General features: G+C 68.7%; 15 protein-coding genes. 8 read left to right on the plus strand and 7 right to left on the minus strand.

Going from position 1 to position 17,450, the window contains the following annotated elements; all coding sequences use genetic code 11:
* Positions 1-9 precede the first annotated feature (9 nt).
* Both KXD96_RS24605 and KXD96_RS24610 read right to left on the minus strand, forming a co-directional pair.
* Entirely contained in the window at positions 10-1,122 is a 1,113-nt protein-coding gene (locus KXD96_RS24605; RefSeq protein ID WP_260741021.1) for an MBL fold metallo-hydrolase, read from the minus strand.
* A 5-nt stretch (positions 1,123-1,127) separates the two neighbouring features.
* Entirely contained in the window at positions 1,128-1,859 is a 732-nt protein-coding gene (locus KXD96_RS24610) for an enoyl-CoA hydratase (protein ID WP_260741022.1), read from the minus strand.
* A 27-nt stretch (positions 1,860-1,886) separates the two neighbouring features.
* On the opposite strand from KXD96_RS24610, the gene KXD96_RS24615 reads away from it, so the two are divergent.
* Entirely contained in the window at positions 1,887-3,383 is a 1,497-nt protein-coding gene (locus KXD96_RS24615) for a carboxyl transferase domain-containing protein (RefSeq protein WP_260741023.1), read from the plus strand.
* Positions 3,384-3,431: 48 nt separating this feature from the next.
* Here KXD96_RS24615 and KXD96_RS24620 read toward each other — a convergent pair whose 3' ends face one another.
* Positions 3,432-3,983, minus strand: coding sequence for a TetR/AcrR family transcriptional regulator (locus tag KXD96_RS24620; RefSeq protein WP_260741028.1), 552 nt, complete (start codon positions 3,981-3,983; stop codon positions 3,432-3,434).
* A gap of 99 nt (positions 3,984-4,082) precedes the next feature.
* Here KXD96_RS24620 and KXD96_RS24625 point away from each other — a divergent pair, with 99 nt between their 5' ends.
* A complete protein-coding gene (locus KXD96_RS24625) occupies positions 4,083-5,222 on the plus strand; it encodes an FAD-dependent monooxygenase (RefSeq protein ID WP_260741029.1) in 1,140 nt (379 codons plus the stop codon).
* Positions 5,223-5,250: 28 nt separating this feature from the next.
* On the opposite strand, the gene KXD96_RS24630 is transcribed toward KXD96_RS24625, so the two are convergent.
* On the minus strand, positions 5,251-7,374 hold the full coding sequence (locus tag KXD96_RS24630; RefSeq protein ID WP_260741031.1) for a glycogen debranching N-terminal domain-containing protein: 2,124 nt from the start codon (positions 7,372-7,374) through the stop codon (positions 5,251-5,253).
* Positions 7,371-8,561, minus strand: a complete 1,191-nt coding sequence (locus KXD96_RS24635; protein ID WP_260741034.1) for a glycosyltransferase family 4 protein — start codon at positions 8,559-8,561, stop codon at positions 7,371-7,373. The genes KXD96_RS24630 and KXD96_RS24635 overlap by 4 nt, the downstream gene beginning before the upstream one ends.
* A 208-nt stretch (positions 8,562-8,769) precedes the next feature.
* Between KXD96_RS24635 and KXD96_RS24640 the strand changes: the two genes are divergently transcribed.
* From KXD96_RS24640 to KXD96_RS24660, 5 genes are all read left to right on the plus strand, one after another.
* Positions 8,770-10,026, plus strand: a complete 1,257-nt coding sequence (locus tag KXD96_RS24640) for an MFS transporter (protein WP_260741035.1) — start codon at positions 8,770-8,772, stop codon at positions 10,024-10,026.
* A gap of 16 nt (positions 10,027-10,042) precedes the next feature.
* The gene (gene prrA, locus KXD96_RS24645) at positions 10,043-10,753 is read left to right on the plus strand and encodes a two-component system response regulator PrrA (RefSeq protein ID WP_260741037.1); all 711 of its coding nucleotides are present in this window, start codon (positions 10,043-10,045) and stop codon (positions 10,751-10,753) included.
* Positions 10,754-10,767: 14 nt separating this feature from the next.
* Positions 10,768-12,108 carry a HAMP domain-containing sensor histidine kinase gene (locus tag KXD96_RS24650; protein ID WP_260741039.1) on the plus strand — a complete coding sequence of 447 codons (1,341 nt, stop codon included), beginning with the start codon at positions 10,768-10,770 and terminating at the stop codon, positions 12,106-12,108.
* 130 nt (positions 12,109-12,238) lie between these two features.
* A complete protein-coding gene (locus tag KXD96_RS24655; protein WP_260741042.1) occupies positions 12,239-12,502 on the plus strand; it encodes a DUF2630 family protein in 264 nt (87 codons plus the stop codon).
* Positions 12,499-14,070 carry an NAD(P)/FAD-dependent oxidoreductase gene (locus KXD96_RS24660; RefSeq protein ID WP_260745540.1) on the plus strand — a complete coding sequence of 524 codons (1,572 nt, stop codon included), beginning with the start codon at positions 12,499-12,501 and terminating at the stop codon, positions 14,068-14,070. The genes KXD96_RS24655 and KXD96_RS24660 overlap by 4 nt, the downstream gene beginning before the upstream one ends.
* Here the strand turns inward: KXD96_RS24660 and KXD96_RS24665 are convergent.
* Positions 14,067-15,359 (minus strand): citrate synthase, encoded by a 1,293-nt coding sequence (locus KXD96_RS24665; RefSeq protein ID WP_260741043.1) that lies wholly within the window; start codon positions 15,357-15,359, stop codon positions 14,067-14,069. The two genes, KXD96_RS24660 and KXD96_RS24665, sit on opposite strands and share 4 nt — an antisense overlap.
* A 167-nt stretch (positions 15,360-15,526) precedes the next feature.
* Positions 15,527-16,186, minus strand: coding sequence for a pyridoxamine 5'-phosphate oxidase (gene pdxH, locus KXD96_RS24670; protein ID WP_260741047.1), 660 nt, complete (start codon positions 16,184-16,186; stop codon positions 15,527-15,529).
* A gap of 71 nt (positions 16,187-16,257) precedes the next feature.
* Between pdxH and KXD96_RS24675 the strand changes: the two genes are divergently transcribed.
* Positions 16,258-17,379, plus strand: coding sequence for a citrate synthase 2 (locus KXD96_RS24675; RefSeq protein WP_260741051.1), 1,122 nt, complete (start codon positions 16,258-16,260; stop codon positions 17,377-17,379).
* Positions 17,380-17,450 lie beyond the last annotated feature (71 nt).

A 17,450-nucleotide genomic window follows, 5' to 3' on the forward strand; every position in this document is an offset into this window, starting at 1 on the left:
CCCGATGAATCAGAGCCGCCACCAGGGGTTTGATTTCACCTGCGCCGTGGGATCGATACGTTGACCGGGGGCGGGCACCGCCACTTTGACCCGTTCGGGTCCCGCGGCGGCGAGCAGGCGTTCGACCGGCTCAGCCCACGGATGGGGGGCCAGCCGGAACGTGCCCCAGTGGATCGGCACGAGCAGTCCACGTTCGGTGAGATCCAGGTGGGCCCGAACCGCCTCCTCCGGGTTCATGTGCACGTCCGGCCATGCGGTGTTGTAGGCGCCGATGGGCAGCAGCGTCAGGTCGAAGGGTCCGTGGTCCTCGCCGATGTGCTCGAAGCTCTTGGTATAGCCGGTGTCTCCGCCGAAATACGCGCGGTGATTCGGCCCGACGAACGCCCACGACGCCCACAGCGTGGTATTGCGGTCCAGGAAGCGACCCGAAAAGTGCCGCGCCGGCATGCAAGTCACGATGAGCTGATCGACCTTGGCGCTCTGATGCCAGTCGAGTTCGACGATGCGCTGCTCCGGTACCCCCCACGCGCGCAGGTGGGCGCCGACCCCGAGCGGCACGAAGAACGGGGCCCGCTGCGTGCGGGCCAACGCCATCACCGTGTCCATATCGAGGTGGTCGTAGTGGTCGTGGCTGATCACCACCAAATCGACGGCGGGCAGCCCTTCCAGTTGCACCGGCGGCGGATGCAGCCGCTGCGGGCCGACGACGTCCGACGGTGAGCATCGGTCGCTCCACACCGGGTCGGTGAGCACCCGGTAACCGTCGATTTCCAGCAGCGCCGTCGAGTGACCGAACCAGCTGACGGCCAGCCGGCCGGGATCATTATCGAAGATCGCCGGCGCGGCCAGTGGGATCGGGGAGGCCGGCCGGCCCGCGCTCCGGTTACCGATCAGCTCCCACAGGACCAACCGAATTTCCTCGCGATCCATCGTGAATATGGAGGCGGGGTCGAGGTTGACGAATACGCCGTCACGGTAGTTCGGCGACCCCTGGGCCGCCGCCCTGATCGCAGCGGGGTGCGCACCCAGGGCCGCCGGTGCGCCATGCAGCGCCCGCACCAACCAGCTACCGGCCGCCAACGACGCCGTGCCGGCGGCCAACCGCAGCGCCCCCCGCAACATGACGGTCAGGCCCCCTGGAACCTCGGAGGTCGCTTTTCGATGCGGGCGACCTGGGCTTCGATCACGTCCTGGCTCGCCCATGCCCTGTCGAAGAGCTCCTTGTGCACCGGCCCGGCTTCCTCGATGGCGCCGTCGTCGTTCAGCACCCGTTTGGCGTGCTGAATGGCCAGCGGCGCCAGGCCCGCGATCTCGGCGGCCCAGGCCTGGGCGTCGGCCAGTGTCCCGATGCGGTTGGCCATTCCGGTCTGCAGCGCCGCATCGGCGGTCAGCTTCTCCGCCGCCAGCAGCATCGCGCGGGCCCGGCCGTGACCGACCAGCGACGCCAGCCGCCGGATGCTCCAATTATCAAGCGCCAGACCGTATTTCGATGTCGGGAACTGGAAGAACGCCTCCGGTGCGACGACCCGCAGATCGCACTGCATGGCCAGCTGCAGGCCCGCACCGATGGCGGGCCCGTTGATGGCACCGATCACCGGGATCGGCGTGGTATCCATCACCCTGTGCAACTCGATGAGCCGGTCGGGGTAGTCGGCGGCGAACGCGTCACCACTCAGGTCGGCGCCGGCACAGAACGCCGTGCCCTGGCCCGTGAGCACGATGGCCCGCACGGACCCGTCGCACGCCTTCTGGAAGGCCTCGCGCAGCTCCTCAACGAGCTCCGAATTGAGGGCATTGCGGCGCTCGGGCCGCTGCAGCTCAATGGTCAGCACGGCTTCGGCCTGGGTAATACCGATCATGGCAGCCACCCTATATAGCCTCGTGTCGTGAGTCGTATCACGGCTGCTCAGCTGCGCGACGCGGTGCTGGACGAGGGCTCCTTCGCCCGCTGGGACAGCGAGCCGCTCGCGGTGCCGGCCAGCGAGGCGTATTCGCGAGAGCTGGCCGACGCGCGGGCGGCCACCGGCCTGGACGAGTCGGTGCTGACCGGCGAGGGCCGCCTCTTCGGGCGCCGGGTGGCGGTCGTGGTCTGCGAGTTCGGCTTTCTCGGCGGCTCGATCGGGGTGGCGGCCGCCGAGCGCATCACCGCCGCGGTGCAGCGGGCGACCGCCGAGGGCCTACCTCTGCTGGCCTCGCCGAGCTCCGGGGGCACCCGGATGCAGGAGGGCACGGTCGCCTTCCTGCAAATGGTGAAGATCGCCGCCGCGGTGCGCCTGCACAAGCAGGCGCACCTGGCCTACCTGGTCTACCTGCGCAACCCGACCACCGGCGGGGTGTTCGCGTCGTGGGGATCGCTGGGCCACCTCACGGTGGCCGAGCCGGGCGCACTGATCGGCTTCCTCGGGCCCCGGGTGTACCAGCTGCTCTACGGCGAGCCGTTCCCCGAAGGCATCCAGACGGCGGAGAACCTGCAGCGCCACGGGGTGATCGACGGCGTCGTCGCGGTCGGTGAACTGCGCCGGATGCTGGACCGCGCGCTGACCGTCATCGCCGATCCGCCCCGGCCCCTACCGGGGGCCTCGCCTCCCGAACCGATACCCGACGTGCCGGCCTGGGAGTCGGTGGTGGCGTCCCGCCGCCCCGACCGGCCGGGTGTCGGGCTGCTGCTGCGCCACGGCGCCACCGATCGGGTGCTGCTGTCGGGCACCGGTCAGGGCGAGGCGGCGACGACCCTGTTGGCGCTGGCCCGCTTCGCCGGTCAGCCCGTGGTGGTGCTTGGCCAGCAACGGGTGACCGGCGGGACGGTGGGACCCGCGTCGCTGCGTGAGGCCCGGCGCGGCATGGCGCTGGCCGCCGAGTTGCGCCTACCGCTGGTGCTGGTGATCGACACCGCCGGCCCTGCGCTGTCGGCCGAGGCCGAAGAGGGCGGGCTGGCGGGCCAGATCGCCCAGTGCCTGGCCGAGCTGGTGACCCTCGACACCCCGACGGTGTCCGTACTGCTCGGCCAGGGCAGCGGCGGGCCGGCGCTGGCGATGGTGCCCGCGGATCGCGTCCTGTCGGCCTTGCACGGCTGGCTGGCGCCACTCCCACCGGAAGGCGCCAGCGCGATCGTCTTCCGCGACACCGCGCACGCCGCCGAACTCGCTGCGGCGCAAGGCATCCGGTCGGCCGACCTGCTCGCGTCCGGGATCGTAGACGCCATCGTGCCGGAGCATCCCGACGCCGCCGACGAGCCGGTCGAATTCTGCCGGCGGCTCTCGGGCGCAGTCGCCGCCGAGGTGCACGCGCTGCGCGAGACGCCGCCCGCCGAGCGTCTGGCCACCCGGCTGCGGCGCTACCGCGGCATCGGATTGCCCGGAAACCGTCTCGGCCGCGACACATAAACCACGCACACGACACGCCGCGGAACGCAATGGTTTATGTCTCGCGAGTCAGGCCTCCGGCCGCCCGAGGTAGCGCTGAATGGTCGGGCCGAGCCATTCGACAATCTCGTCTCGGCTCATCTCGACGACCGGCGGCAGCCGTAAGACGAAGCGGCACAACGCCATACCCAGGATCTGCGTGGCGATCAGCCCGGCCCGCACACCGGATTCCCCGGCGGGCACCAGTGTGGCGACCAGCGGTTGTAATTGAGCCCCGAAAATCTCCTGCATCCGTTGCGCCGCTTCGCCGTTGGTGGCGCTGGACCGCAGCAGGATCACCAGCGCCTCGTCGGCCTCCCAGCGTTCGAGAAAGTGCCGAACCAGCAACCGCCCGACCTGCGCCGAGTCGGCCGCGGCGAAGTCGGGAAACCGCAAGTCGAACTCGGCCGCGGCCGCGAACAGCTTGTCCTTGCTGCCGTAGTACCGCATGACCATGGCGGGGTCGACCCCCGCGTCGGCGGCGATGGCCCGAATCGTCGCGCCCTGAAATCCCACCGCGCCGAACCGCTCGCAGGCGGCCGTCAGGATCACCGCCTTGGTTTCGTCCGACGATCTCCTCATGTCAACAATTGTAGGCCAACAACTGTTGACATCTCCGCAGCGGCGCGCGAGGATGAGGTTATGTCAACAAGCGTTGACTAATAATGAGAGGAGCCGACCGTGAACGACACCGATGTTCTGGTGGTAGGGGCCGGACCCACCGGCCTCGCGCTGGGCGCCTCCCTGATCACCAAAGGGGTGCGGGCGGTCGTGGTGGACAGGCTGGGTGAGGGGCAGAACACCACCCGTGCCGCCGCCGTCAACGCCCGCACCCTCGAGGTACTCGAGGAACTCGACGTCGCCCGGCGAATGGTCAAGGCCGGGCTGATCGCCCCGCGGTTCACCATGCGGCAGGGCCGGCGCATCCTCGTGCCCGTCGACTTCAGCGAGCTGCCGACGAAGCATCCGTACACCTTGATGCTGTCGCAGGCCGACACCGAACGGCTGCTGCTGGAGCGACTGCAGGAGCTCGGCGGTGACGTGGTCCGCCCCAAAACGCTGAACCGCATCACGCAGGACGCCGACGGCGTCACGGCCACCTTCGACGACGGCGAGGCCATCCGGGCCCGCTATGCCGTCGGGGCCGACGGTATGCACAGCACGGTCCGTGAGAACGCCGGAATCGGTTTCACCGGAGGCGAATTCGCCGAGTCATTCGCGCTCGCCGACGTCCGGCTGGCCGGTGCGGCACCGCATGACGAGGTGATCCTGTTCTACGCCAAGGAAGGCCTGAACGTGCTGGCGCCGCTGCCGGGCGACATCTTCCGCATCGTCGCTCCGGTCGCGAACGCACCGAAGGTGCCGTCGGCGGAATTCGTGCAGGGTCTGCTGGACGCGCGGGCCTTCGGGCCGGGCCAGTTGCGGGTCACCGAGCTGCTGTGGGGAACGCGGTTCCACATCCACCACCGCGTCGCCGACAGCTACCGGGCCGGCCGGCTGCTACTCGCCGGCGACGCCGCCCACGTGCACAGCCCGGCGGGTGGCCAGGGCATGAATCTCGGCATCACCGATGCGATCTCACTGGCCGGCGCGCTCACCGAGGTGTTAAGCGGCGGTCCCGACTCCGCGCTGGACGCCTACGCCGCCGCCCAGCGCCGGCGGGCCGGGCAGGTGCTGAAACTGACCGGGCGACTGACGCGGGTCTCCACCCTGCCGCGCCCGCTACGGCCGATCCGCAACTCGGGAATGCGCCTCGCCGCGCGGGTTCCCGCCGTGCGGCGGCAGCTGGCGGTGCAGCTGAGCGGTCTGGGCCGCCGGTGAATCGCGAGTGTCTGCCACATTCGCAGCGCTACGTCGACGGCGTCACGAGCTGCCAGTCCTCACTCAGGCCGTGGGTCTGAACAGTCTCACCCTCGGCTTCGAGGTGCACTGTCGTGCGGCCCAGCCGTAGATTCGCCAACACGATCTTGCCCCACGCGGCCGGCAACTGCGGTGACACCGACAGGGTGCGGTTGGGTACGTGCGGATCGAGCCCTAAAAACGACCGCAGCAGCAGCAGCGGCGCCGCACTGGCCCATGCCTGCGGCGAGCACGAGGTGGGATAGGGCACCGGCGAGGCGAACTGGGAACGGGGGAAGCCGCAGAACAACTCGGGCAGACGTCCGCCGAAAGCCGTTGCGGCATCAAGGAGCCCGTTCGCCAGACGCTCCGCCAGCGACGCCGCCCCGGGCACGTGACGATAGCGCAGCAAGCCGGCCACCGCGATGGCGGTGTCATGCGGCCACACCGAGCCGTTGTGGTAGCTCATCGGGTTGTATGCGCCCATGGTGGTGGCCAGGGTGCGCAATCCGAATCCGGAGTCCATCTCGGGTGCCGACAGGCGCTCGACGACGGCGGCGGCGTACTCCTCCGTCGCGATTCCGGTCCAGAGACAATGGCCGACATTGCTCGTCAACGCGTCGAGCGGGCGCTTAGATCCGTCGAGCGCGACCGCGTACCAACCCTTTTCGGGCAGCCAGAAGGCCTCGGCGAACTTAGCCCGCAGCAACGCGGCGCGCTCGCGAAGCCGCGCCGCGTGGCCCTGGTCCCCTAAGGCGTCGGCGAGTTCGGCCCGTGACAGCAAGGCCGCGTACACATAGCCTTGCACTTCGCACAGCGCGATCGGTGGTTCGCCGGGGCGACCGGCGGCGTCGTTGATCCCGTTGAAACTGTCCTTCCAGCCCTGGTTGATTAGCCCCCGATCGGTGGCCCGCCGGTATTCCACGAAGCAATCGCCATCGCGGTCGCCGTACTGTTCCACCCAGGCCAGCGCTGCGTCGGCCGCCGGCAGCAACGGTCGTATGACCGCTTCCTCGGCACCCCACCGCCAGCATTCGGCCAACAGCATCACAAACAACAGGGTCGCGTCGGCCGTGCCGTAATAGACGCTGCCGCCCAGCACGTCGGCGCTGGCCGGGCCGCGCCGGATCTCGTGCATGATGCGGCCGGGCTCTTCCTCCGTGAGGGGATCAACCCGCCGTCCCTGCATCGCCGCGAGCCGCTGCAGAGTACCGATCGAGAGCCCGACGTCCAGCGGAAGAGCCATCCACGCGGTGAGCAGGCTGTCCCTGCCGAACAACGTCATGAACCATGGCGCACCCGCCGCGACGTACGGTCGACCGCGACCGTCGGCGTCGTGAATCAGCAACGCCCCCAAGTCCCGTTCGGTTTGGCTCAGCACCTGGGCCAATACGGCATGGTCGGTTTCGATCGTGGTCGCGGTGTCACGCCAGGCCTCGATCTTGCGGGCCGGTGCGCTGGACCGAACGTTTTCGCCGCGCGGCAAGCGAGTCTGGACTTTGTGGTTCGCCCATGTCGGATGCACCATGATCTCGGTTTGCCAACGCCCGCCGGGCGGCACCACCACCCGCCAGTTCAGCGACCCGGGTAGCACGATCGGGTCGCCGGTGGCGGACACCGTCAGGCCGCGCACCTGGTCCGCCCGGCTCCGTAACACGAGTTCCCCGCCCGCCACCGTCTTCTCCGCTCCCCCCACCGGCGCGCGTCCCTCCTTGACCGCGAACAGATCCGCGAAGTCGGCGTCGGCCTGCAGCTCGAGAGCCACGACCGTGCTCTCCTTGTCCATGTTGTGCAGCCAGATCGTTTCCCGTAATCCGTCGGCCACCAGCCGCTCGCGGACCACCAGCAGCGTGCTGTCCGCACCAGAATGCGGAGGGCGGCGCGAAATAAATTGGGCGGCAAACGCATCCGTCGACTCCACGGTCAACGGCTCGGCGACTTGGCCGTCGACTCGCAGCTCCCAGCGGGACAGCACGCGCGCATCACGGAAGAACAACCCGTGAGACGTGCCCACCAGCACGTCACCGTGACGATCCGACAAACAGAAAGTCCCGCCCTCTACAAGGGTGACGGTTTCGCTGCCCGCGCCGATCGCGACTGGAGCGCCGCAATTGAATGCCGTCGGCACGGTCACGCCGTGACCTTTCGTCGGAAGTCGTGGGCTTGCCTGGTGCGCCCGAGCGATTCGACACCGCCTTTGGTCCGCGCACAGCGACGCGGTTCTGTCATGTGGTTCAGCATGTCGCGGTAGATCAGCTCGTACGCCGAACCAAACTGATCGACACCGAAATTGGTGGCAACGTGGCGTCGGCACGCGTGCGGATCGAGCGTTCGCGCCCGGTCGATCGCGCTGGGCAACTCTTCCGCGCGGTCACACACCACGCCCGTCACACCGTCGACGACCACTTCCGGTACTGCCCCGCCCCGCAACGCGACGACGGGCGTACCGCAGGCCATCGCTTCGATCATTACAATTCCGAACGGCTCCTCCCATACGACGGGGAACAGCAGGCAACGCGCTCGCGACAACAGTTTTCGCTTGCTGATGGCGTCGGCTTCGCCGAACACGTGGTCGCTTTCGAAAAGCAACGGCCGTACGCAATCTTCGAAGTATTCCTTCTCCGATGGCTCATTGCATTTGCCGGCGAGCACGAGGGGAATCCCGGCCTCGTGGGCCGCCTGAAGCGCTAGGTGGGCGCCCTTGTACGGCGCGAAGCGACCCAAGAACAGGGCGTAGTCGTGCTTTTCGGTTTCGAACGGCCAGTCGTCCACCCGCAGCGCATTGTGCACGCGGCCAACCCAACTCAGGTCGGGAGCAATCTCCCGCTGCCGGTCGCTGATGGCGACCAGACCCACATCGCCGCTGAGTTCCCGGTAGTAGGGGTACAGATCGTCGTCGATGGGGCCGTGCACCGTGACGACGGTCGGCACTCCGAGGGCGTGGTAGGCCGGCGCGTTCATGGGACCTGCGAAGGTGTGGTCGTGCACGATGTCGACACCGTCGACGGCGGCGATCCGGGCGATCGTGCTGCGCACCTTCAACGCGTGCATGACTTCCGGATATGGCTCACCCAACCGGTCGGGCAGCGCGCGATCCCAGAGCGGGACAAAGTTGGCCGCCGTGCGGTGTTCGCCGGCGCCAAGCAACGTGACGTGGTGTTCCCTGGCGACCAGCATGTCGGCGAGGTCGGCGACAACAGCCTCCACACCGCCGTAGCCAGTCGGCGGGACATCGAAGTAGGGCGGGGCGACAAGCACGATCCGCATGCAACGGCCGGAATCGGCGACATCGGTCGGTGAGACGAAATCAGTGCCGCGCATTGATGTTTCCTCCTCACCCCTCCCCCGCGGGCGTTAGCACTTCCCACCCCCCGAGTGCTAATTATGGGGATTCCGGGGCGCCCCGCAAGTCTCGCAGGTGCGCAGCCCGGGGCCGGACGAGGATTCGGTCTGCGGCCCCCGCCTGCCCGGAACCCCCACCGCCGCACCGGGTTGCGCGGTGCCGTCGGTTCTCCGCAAAAATCAAGGCATGCCGACCCGCAGCAGGACGACACCGGGGATCCCTGTCCGGGATCGGGCCGCACTGCAGGCGGTGAATTTCTTCATGGCCGACATGGAGGCCGGCATGGGGCCATTCTTGGGAGTCTTACTCGCCAGCCGCGGCTGGCCCACCGGCACCATCGGCCTAGTGATCACGCTCGGGGCGATCGTCGGCATGATCTCGGTCGCTCCGGCGGGGGCGCTGGTCGATGCAACCACCCGCAAGCGAGCCTGCGTCATCGGAGCCGGACTCGCCGCGGTGGTGGCCTCGGCGGTGATCCTGACGACGCGGCACTTCTGGGTTGTCGCGGCCGCCCAGGCCGTCATGTGCATTTCCGGGGCGACGATCGCCCCTGCGGTGATCGGCATCACGCTTGGCGCGGCGCGGCAGGCCGGCTTTGTCGCCCAAAACGGCCGCAATCAGGCCTACAACCACGCCGGCAACATGGTGGGCGCCGCCGCGGGCGGGCTGCTGGGCTGGCTGGTCGGGTACGCCGGCGTGTTCTGGCTGGCCGCGGGGTTCGCGGTGATCACCGCCATGGCGGTGCTATCCATTCCCGCCGCCCGCATCGACCATCACGTCGCGCGCGGCGAGGCCATCGCGACGGGCCAGGCTCCGATCAAGAGGATGCGCGTGCTGCTCGAATCGAGGCCGTTGCTGGCGTTGGCCGCGGCAATGGTGCTGTTTCATTTGGGAAACGCGGCGATGCTGCCCCTCTACGGGCTGGCCGTGGTCGCCACCCACGCCAACCCGTTTATCACGGTGGCCAGCACCGTCGTCGTCGCGCAGGCGGTCATGGTCGTCGCCGCACTGGCCGCGATGCGGATCGCCCAAACCCGCGGCTATTGGCTGGCCATCCTGATCGCGTTAACCGCGCTGCCGGTGCGCGGGCTGCTGGCCGCCGGCCTCATCACGACCTGGGGCGTCATCCCGGTGCAGATCCTCGACGGGATCGGCGCGGGCATGCTGTCGGTCGCGGTGCCAGGGCTGGTGGCCCGCATACTCGACGGCACCGGCCACATCAACGTCGGTCAGGGCGCCATTATGGCCGCACAAGGCCTGGGCGGCGCACTCAGCCCGCTGCTGGGCGGCGTCGTCGCCCAACACCTCGGCTTCCCCACTGCGTTCACAATGCTCGGCGCGCTGTCACTGGGATCACTGGTCATCTGGCTGACATTCGCGCCCATTCTCCGCCACTTCGGTGACGACGCCGCCGTGCCGGTCGCCGGCCTCCCCCAGCAGTAGGCAACAGTCCGGCACAATGGGCGGCATGGACACCGGTGGGACATCACCTCGCGTGTTGGTCGTCGACGACGACTCCGACGTGCTCGCCTCGCTGGAACGTGGCCTGCGCCTGTCCGGATTCGAGGTGTCGACTGCGGTCGACGGCGCCGAAGCCCTGCGCAGCGCCACCGAGACGCGGCCGGACGCCATCGTGCTGGACATCAACATGCCCGTGCTGGACGGCGTCAGCGTCGTCACGGCGCTCCGGGCGATGGACAACGACGTGCCGGTCTGCGTGCTGTCCGCCCGCAGCTCGGTCGACGACCGGGTGGCCGGGCTCGAGGCCGGCGCCGACGATTACCTGGTCAAACCGTTCGTGCTGGCCGAGCTGGTCGCGCGGGTCAAGGCGCTGCTGCGCCGCCGCGGCGCGACCGCCACGTCGTCCTCGGAAACCATCACCGTGGGCCCGCTGGAAGTGGACATCCCCGGCCGGCGCGCCCGGGTCAATGGCGTCGACGTCGACCTGACCAAGCGTGAGTTCGACCTGCTGGCGGTGCTGGCCGAGCACAAGACCGCGGTGTTGTCGCGCGCGCAGCTGTTGGAACTGGTGTGGGGTTACGACTTCGCCGCCGACACCAACGTCGTCGACGTGTTCATCGGTTACCTGCGCCGCAAGCTGGAGGCCCATGGCGGCCCTCGCCTGCTGCACACCGTCCGCGGAGTAGGGTTCGTCCTGCGCATGCAGTAACCCGGCGAGCGGCCATGAATTTCCTGTCCCGCATCCTGACCCGTACGCCATCGCTACGCGCCCGGGTCGTGGTTGCGACGGTCATCGGCGCGGCGATTCCCGTCCTCATCGTCGGCATCGTCGTCTGGGTCGGCATCACCAACGACCGCAAGGAGCGGCTGGACCGCCGCCTCGACGAGGCCGCGGGCTTCGCCATACCTTTCCTGCCGCGCGGTCTCGACGAAATTCCGCGCTCCCCCAACGACAACGACGCCATCATGACGATCCGGCGTAACGACCTGGTCAAGTCGAATTCCGACGTGACGCTGCCCAAGTTGGACGTCGACTACGCCGACGTTTATGTCAATGGCGTGCGGTATCGGGTGCGGACGGTCGAGATTCCGGGGCCGGAGCCCACGTCGCTGGCCGTGGGCGCGACGTATGACGCGACCATCGCCGAGACCAACAACCTGCACCGGCGGGTGCTGTTGATCTGTGGCTTCGCCATCGTCTCGGCGGCGGTGTTCGCCTGGTTGCTGGCGGCGTTCGCGGTGCGGCCCTTCAAACAGCTCGCGCAGCAGACCCGTTCGATCGACGCGGGCGACGAGGCACCGCGGGTCGAAGTGCACGGCGCCACCGAGGCCGTCGAGATCGCCGAGGCCATGCGCGGCATGCTGCAGCGGATCTGGAACGAGCAGAACCGGACCAAGGAGGCACTGGCGTCGGCCCGCGACTTCGCCGCCGTGTCGTCGCACGAGCTGCGCACCCCCCTGACCGCGATGCGCACCAACCTCGAGGTGCTGTCCACCCTGGACATGTCCGACGACCAACGCAAAGAGGTGTTGAGCGACGTCATTCGCACCCAGTCGCGGATCGAGGCCACTTTGAGCGCGCTCGAGCGGTTGGCCCAGGGCGAACTGTCGACTTCCGACGACCACGTGCCGGTCGACATCACCGAGCTGCTGGACCGGGCCGCCCACGACGCGATGCGCATCTATCCCAACCTCGACGTGTCACTGGTGCCGTCGCCGACCTGCATCATCGTCGGCCTGCCGGCCGGATTGCGCCTGGCGGTGGACAACGCGATCGCCAATGCCGTCAAGCACGGCGGCGCCACCCGCGTCCAGCTCTCAGCGGTCAGCTCGCGCGCCGGGGTGGAGATCGCCATCGACGACAACGGCAGCGGCGTCCCCGAAGACGAGCGCGACGTGGTGTTCGAGCGGTTCTCCCGCGGGTCGACCGCCTCGCATTCCGGATCGGGGCTGGGGCTGGCGCTGGTGGCCCAGCAGGCCCACTTGCACCGCGGGACAGCCGCACTGGAAAGCAGCCCGCTGGGCGGCGCGCGGTTGGTGCTCCGCCTCCCCGGCCCGACCTAACTGCTGTTGCGCCGCGGCGCGGTCATGGCCATCTCCGAATTCGTTGATGGCGCACGGTTTTTGACCCGGTTGACGATTAGCGCGAGGGTCAACTCGATTCGACCCCTGCCGGGTCGGGCACACTGGAGCGATGGCCAACGGCAAGAAACCGACCGACAACGAAACCCTGGCACACATCCGTGAGCTGGTCGCCGAGGAGAAAGCCCTGCGGGCGCAGCTGCAACAGCGCGACATCTCCGAATCGGAGGAGCATGACCGCTTGCGCCGGCTGGAGGTCGAGCTCGACCAGTGTTGGGACCTGCTGCGGCAGCGTCGTGCGCTGCGCGACACCGGCGGTGACCCGCGCGAGGCCGAGGTGCGTCCACCCGACGAGGTCGAGGGTTACCTGAACTGAGCCGCCCCGCAGACGTCGACGCCGTCGTCATTGGTGGCGGCCACAACGGCCTGGTCGCGGCGGGGTATCTCGCCCGGGCGGGCCTCCGGGTGCGGTTGCTGGAGCGGCTGCGACACGTCGGCGGGGCCGCCGTCTCGGTTGAGGCGTTCGACGGCGTCGGGGTTCGGCTGTCGCGGTACTCCTACCTGGTCAGCCTGCTGCCGCCCCGCATCGTCGACGACCTGGGCGCCGCGGTGCGGCTGGCCCGGCGGCGGCATTCCTCGTACACGCCCGACCCTGCCGCCGATGGCCGCCGCGGACTGCTGATCGGGGCGGCCGGCGACACGTTCGCCGCGATCGGCGCCGCCCAGGACAAGGACGGGTTCGCCGCCTTTTACCGACGCTGCGGGCTGGTCACCCGGCGGCTGTGGCCGACGCTGCTGGAACCGCTGCGCACCCGCGAGCAGGCCCGCCGGCATGTCGCGGAAAACGGCGAAGCGGCGGCCGCGTGGCACGCGATGATCGACGAGCCGATCGGGCATGCCATCACCGCCGCCGTCGGCAACGACGTGGTCCGCGGGGTGATCGCGACCGACGCGCTGATCGGAACGTTCGCTCGCCTCGGCGACCCGTCGCTGATCCAGAATGTCTGCTTCCTGTATCACGTCCTCGGCGGCGGCACCGGGGACTGGGACGTTCCCGTCGGCGGGATGGGCGCGTTGACCGAGGCCCTGGCGGCGGCCGCCGTCGGCCACGGTGCCGAAATCACCACCGGCGCAGAGGTTTACGCCGTCGAACCGGACGGCCTGGTGCGGTATCGCGCTGGCGACGCCGAGCGCCTGATCCGGGCCCGCTTCGTCCTCGCGGGCGTCACGCCGGCGGTACTGGCCGGCCTGCTCGGCGAACGACCGCCGGCCCCCGCCCAGGGTGCGCAGGTCAAGGTGAACATGGTGTTGCGGCGCCTGCCCCGGCTGCGTGACGACGCCGTCACACCCGAACAGGCCTTCGCCGGGACCTTGCATGTGAACGAGACCTGGACCCAACTGGACAGCGGGTATTCGCGCGCGGCCGCCGGGCATATCCCGAATCCCCTTCCCTGCGAAGCTTATTGCCATTCGTTGACCGACCCGAGCATCCTGTCGGACGACCTGCGGGAGTCCGGTGCCCACACGATGACGGTGTTCGGCCTGCACACCCCGCACTCGCTGTTCGACGGCACCTACTCCGGCGCCCTGCGCGACCGGCTGACCGAGGCGGTGCTGGCGTCACTGAATTCCGTTCTGGCCGAGCCGATTCAGGAGGTGTTGATGAGCGACGCGGAGGGCCGGCCGTGCATCGAGACGACGACCACCCTGGACTTGCACCGCACACTGCGGATGACTGCCGGCAACATCTTCCACGGCGGCTTGGCGTGGCCGTTCGCGGACGACGACGACCCGCTGGACACGCCGGCGCGGCAATGGGGGGTGGCCACCGCGCACGAGCGGATCATGCTGTGCGGCTCCGGCGCCCGCCGCGGCGGTGCTGTCTCGGGCATCGGCGGGCACAACGCCGCCATGGCGGTGCTGGCTTCTTGCCGCGAGAGCTAGCGAGCGTCGATGGTCGTGTAGTCGCGCTCGGTGTAGCCGGTGTAGATCTGGCGCGGACGGCCGATCTTGCTGTCACCCTCGTCGTGCATCTCGCGCCAGTGCGCGATCCAGCCCGGCAGCCGGCCCAGCGCGAACAGCACGGTGAACATCCGGACCGGGAAGCCGAGGGCCCGGTAGATCAGCCCGGTGTAGAAGTCGACGTTCGGGTACAGCTTGCGCTCGATGAAGTAGTCGTCGGTCAGCGCCGCCTCTTCCAGTTCCTTGGCGATGTCCAGCAACGGGTCGCCGCCGAGCTTGGCCAGGATCTTGTCGGCCTGTTCCTTGACGATTCGCGCGCGCGGGTCGTAGTTCTTGTAGACGCGGTGCCCGAAGCCCATCAGCTTGACGCCCTCTTCGCGGTTCTTCACCTTGCGGACGAACTCGCTGACGTCGTCGCCACTTTCACGGATCTGGTCGAGCATCTCGAGCACAGCCTGGTTGGCGCCGCCGTGCAGCGGCCCCCACAGCGCGTTGATGCCCCCGGAGATCGAGGTGAACAGGTTGGCCCGTGACGAGCCGACCAGCCGAACCGTCGACGTCGAGCAGTTCTGCTCGTGGTCGGCGTGCAGGATGAGCAGCATGTCGAGGGCCCGCACGACCTCGGGGTCGGCCTGGTAGGGCTCTGCGGGCAGCCCGAACGTCATGCGCAGGAAGTTCTCCACCAACGACAGCGAATTGTCCGGGTAGAGGAACGGCTGGCCGACGGACTTCTTGTAGGCGTAGGCGGCGATGGTCGGCAATTTCGCGAGCAGCCGGATGGTCGACAGTTCGACCTGGTTGTTGTCCATCGGGTCGAGCGCGTCGGGATAGTAGGCGCTCAGCGCGTTCACGACGCTGGACAGCACCGGCATGGGGTGCGCATTACGCGGGAAGCCGTCGAAGAAGCGCTTCAGGTCCTCGTGCAGCATGGTGTGCAGCTGGATCCGCTTGGTGAATTCCGCGAGCTGGTTCTTGTCCGGCAGCTCACCGTAGATCAGCAGGTAGCTCACCTCGATGAAGGTCGACTTCTCGGCGAGCTGCTCGATGGGGTAACCGCGGTAACGCAGAATCCCCGCGTCGCCGTCGATATAGGTGATGGCGCTCTTGCAGGCGGCGGTGTTCACGAAGCCGTTGTCGAAGGTGGTGTGCCCCGTTTTGGACAACAGGGAACCGAGCGCAATCCCGTCAGGACCCTCGGTGGCGCGAACGATCTCCAGGTCGATCTCGCCCCCCGGGTACTTCAGAGTTGCGGTGTCGTCGGTGTCGGCCACGAGAACCCCTTTGCGCTCTGGCTGGTATGGCTGCCCTGACTAGGTGCTTATAGGTGAAGGTAGTCGTTGTCGCGCTCGCGTGCCTGCCCGGGGTCGGTCGGCGGAGGCCGCAGCGACAATCCGTGTCAGGTGGCCTCTCGCGCGTCACACCGCACGCCCGGCCCGGGTTAGGGCTGGAGGCGCTCCACGTGAGCGCCGGTGACCCGGATCCGGTTATGCAGCCGGTTCTCCCGCCCCTGCCAGAATTCAACCGACTCGGGGGCGAGCAGATAGCCACCCCAGCCCGGCGGCACCGGAATCTCTTCCTGCCCGGCGAAGCGGGCGGTCACCTCTGCGAGCTGGTCGAGCAGCGCCGCGCGCGACGCGATCGGACGGGACTGACGCGATGCCCACGCGCCCAGTTGCGAGCCGCGCGGCCGCTTGGACCAGTAGTCCGCGGTCTCCTCGGCGGTGACCTTGCTCACCGGGCCGCGCAGGTGGACCTGCCGGCCCAGCTGGTACCAGGGAAATGTCGCCGATGCGTACGGCGTCGCCACGAGATCGGCACCCTTGGCCGAGTCATAGTTGGTGAAAAATGTGATCCCGCACTCGTCCACGCTCTTGCACAAGACCGAGCGGCTCGCCGGCCTGCCGTCGGCAACGGTGGCCAGCACCATGGCGTTCGGCTCGGCGACGCCGGACCGCTCGGCGTCGGCGATCCATTTGCGCAACAAGGCAACCCACCCGTCGTCCAGCCAATCCGCGTCCAGATCGGGGCTGCCGTCCTTTTCCACCGATCCGTATTCCACGCGCATCCTTTGCAGGCGCTCGGAGTCTGGTCCTACCATCGCGCCAACGCTACCGGGGCCTGCTACCGGCCGGTAGCGCCCACCCGAAGGTGGGGTGCGAGAATTTTCGTATGACTGTGGTCCCCGAAAACTTTGTCCCCGGCCTCGAAGGCGTCGTCGCCTTCACTACCGAGATCGCCGAACCGGATAAAGACGGCGGAGCGCTGCGCTACCGCGGCGTCGACATCCAAGACCTGGTGGATCAGCAGGTCACGTTCGGCGACGTGTGGGCCCTGCTAGTCGACGGCAAGTTCGGCCACGGACTGCCGCCCGCCGAGCCGTTCCCGCTGCCGATCCACACCGGCGACGTGCGCGTCGACGTGCAGGCGGGCCTGGCGATGCTGGCCCCGATCTGGGGGTATCGACCCCTGCTCGATACCGACGACGACACCGCCCGCGACCAGCTGGCCCGGGCGTCGGTGATGGCGCTCTCCTACGTCGCGCAGTCCGCGCGCGGCATCTATCAGCCCGCGGTTCCGCAGCGGGTCATCGACGAATGCTCAACGGTCACAGCCCGTTTCATGACGCGTTGGCAGGGTGAGCCGGACCCACGGCATGTCGAGGCGATTGACGCCTATTGGGTGTCGGCCGCCGAACACGGCATGAACGCATCGACGTTCACCGCGCGGGTGATCGCCTCGACCGGGGCCGACGTGGCGGCGGCATTGTCCGGCGCGATCGGCGCGATGAGCGGGCCGCTGCACGGCGGAGCGCCGGCGCGGGTGCTGCCGATGATCGAAGAGGTCGAGCGCACCGGCGACGCCCGCGGGCTGGTCAAGAAGATCCTCGACAGCGGCGACAAGCTGATGGGCTTCGGGCACCGGGTCTACCGCGCGGAGGACCCGCGGGCACGGGTGCTGCGCGCGACCGCCGAGCGGTTGGGTGCGCCCCGCCACGAGGTTGCGGTCGCGCTGGAGCAGGCCGCCCTGGCCGAGCTGCGGGAGCGCCGCCCGGACCGGGCGATCGAGACCAACGTCGAGTTCTGGGCGGCGGTGATCTTGGACTTTGCCCAGGTGCCGGCCAACATGATGCCGGCGATGTTCACCTGCGGGCGCACCGCGGGCTGGTGCGCGCACATCCTCGAGCAGAAGCGGCTCGCCAAGCTGGTGCGCCCGTCGGCCATCTATGTGGGACCCGGGCCGCGCAGCCCGCAATCCGTCCAAGGTTGGGACCGCGTCTTCACCCACGCCTGAGCGGGCCCGGCTGTCGGTGCCCGGCGATTAAATGGGTGTCGCCGCGATGAGTTTTCGTCGCGGGCGCAGTC

This window comes from Mycobacterium sp. SMC-2 (assembly GCF_025263485.1).
Lineage (GTDB): Bacteria > Actinomycetota > Actinomycetes > Mycobacteriales > Mycobacteriaceae > Mycobacterium.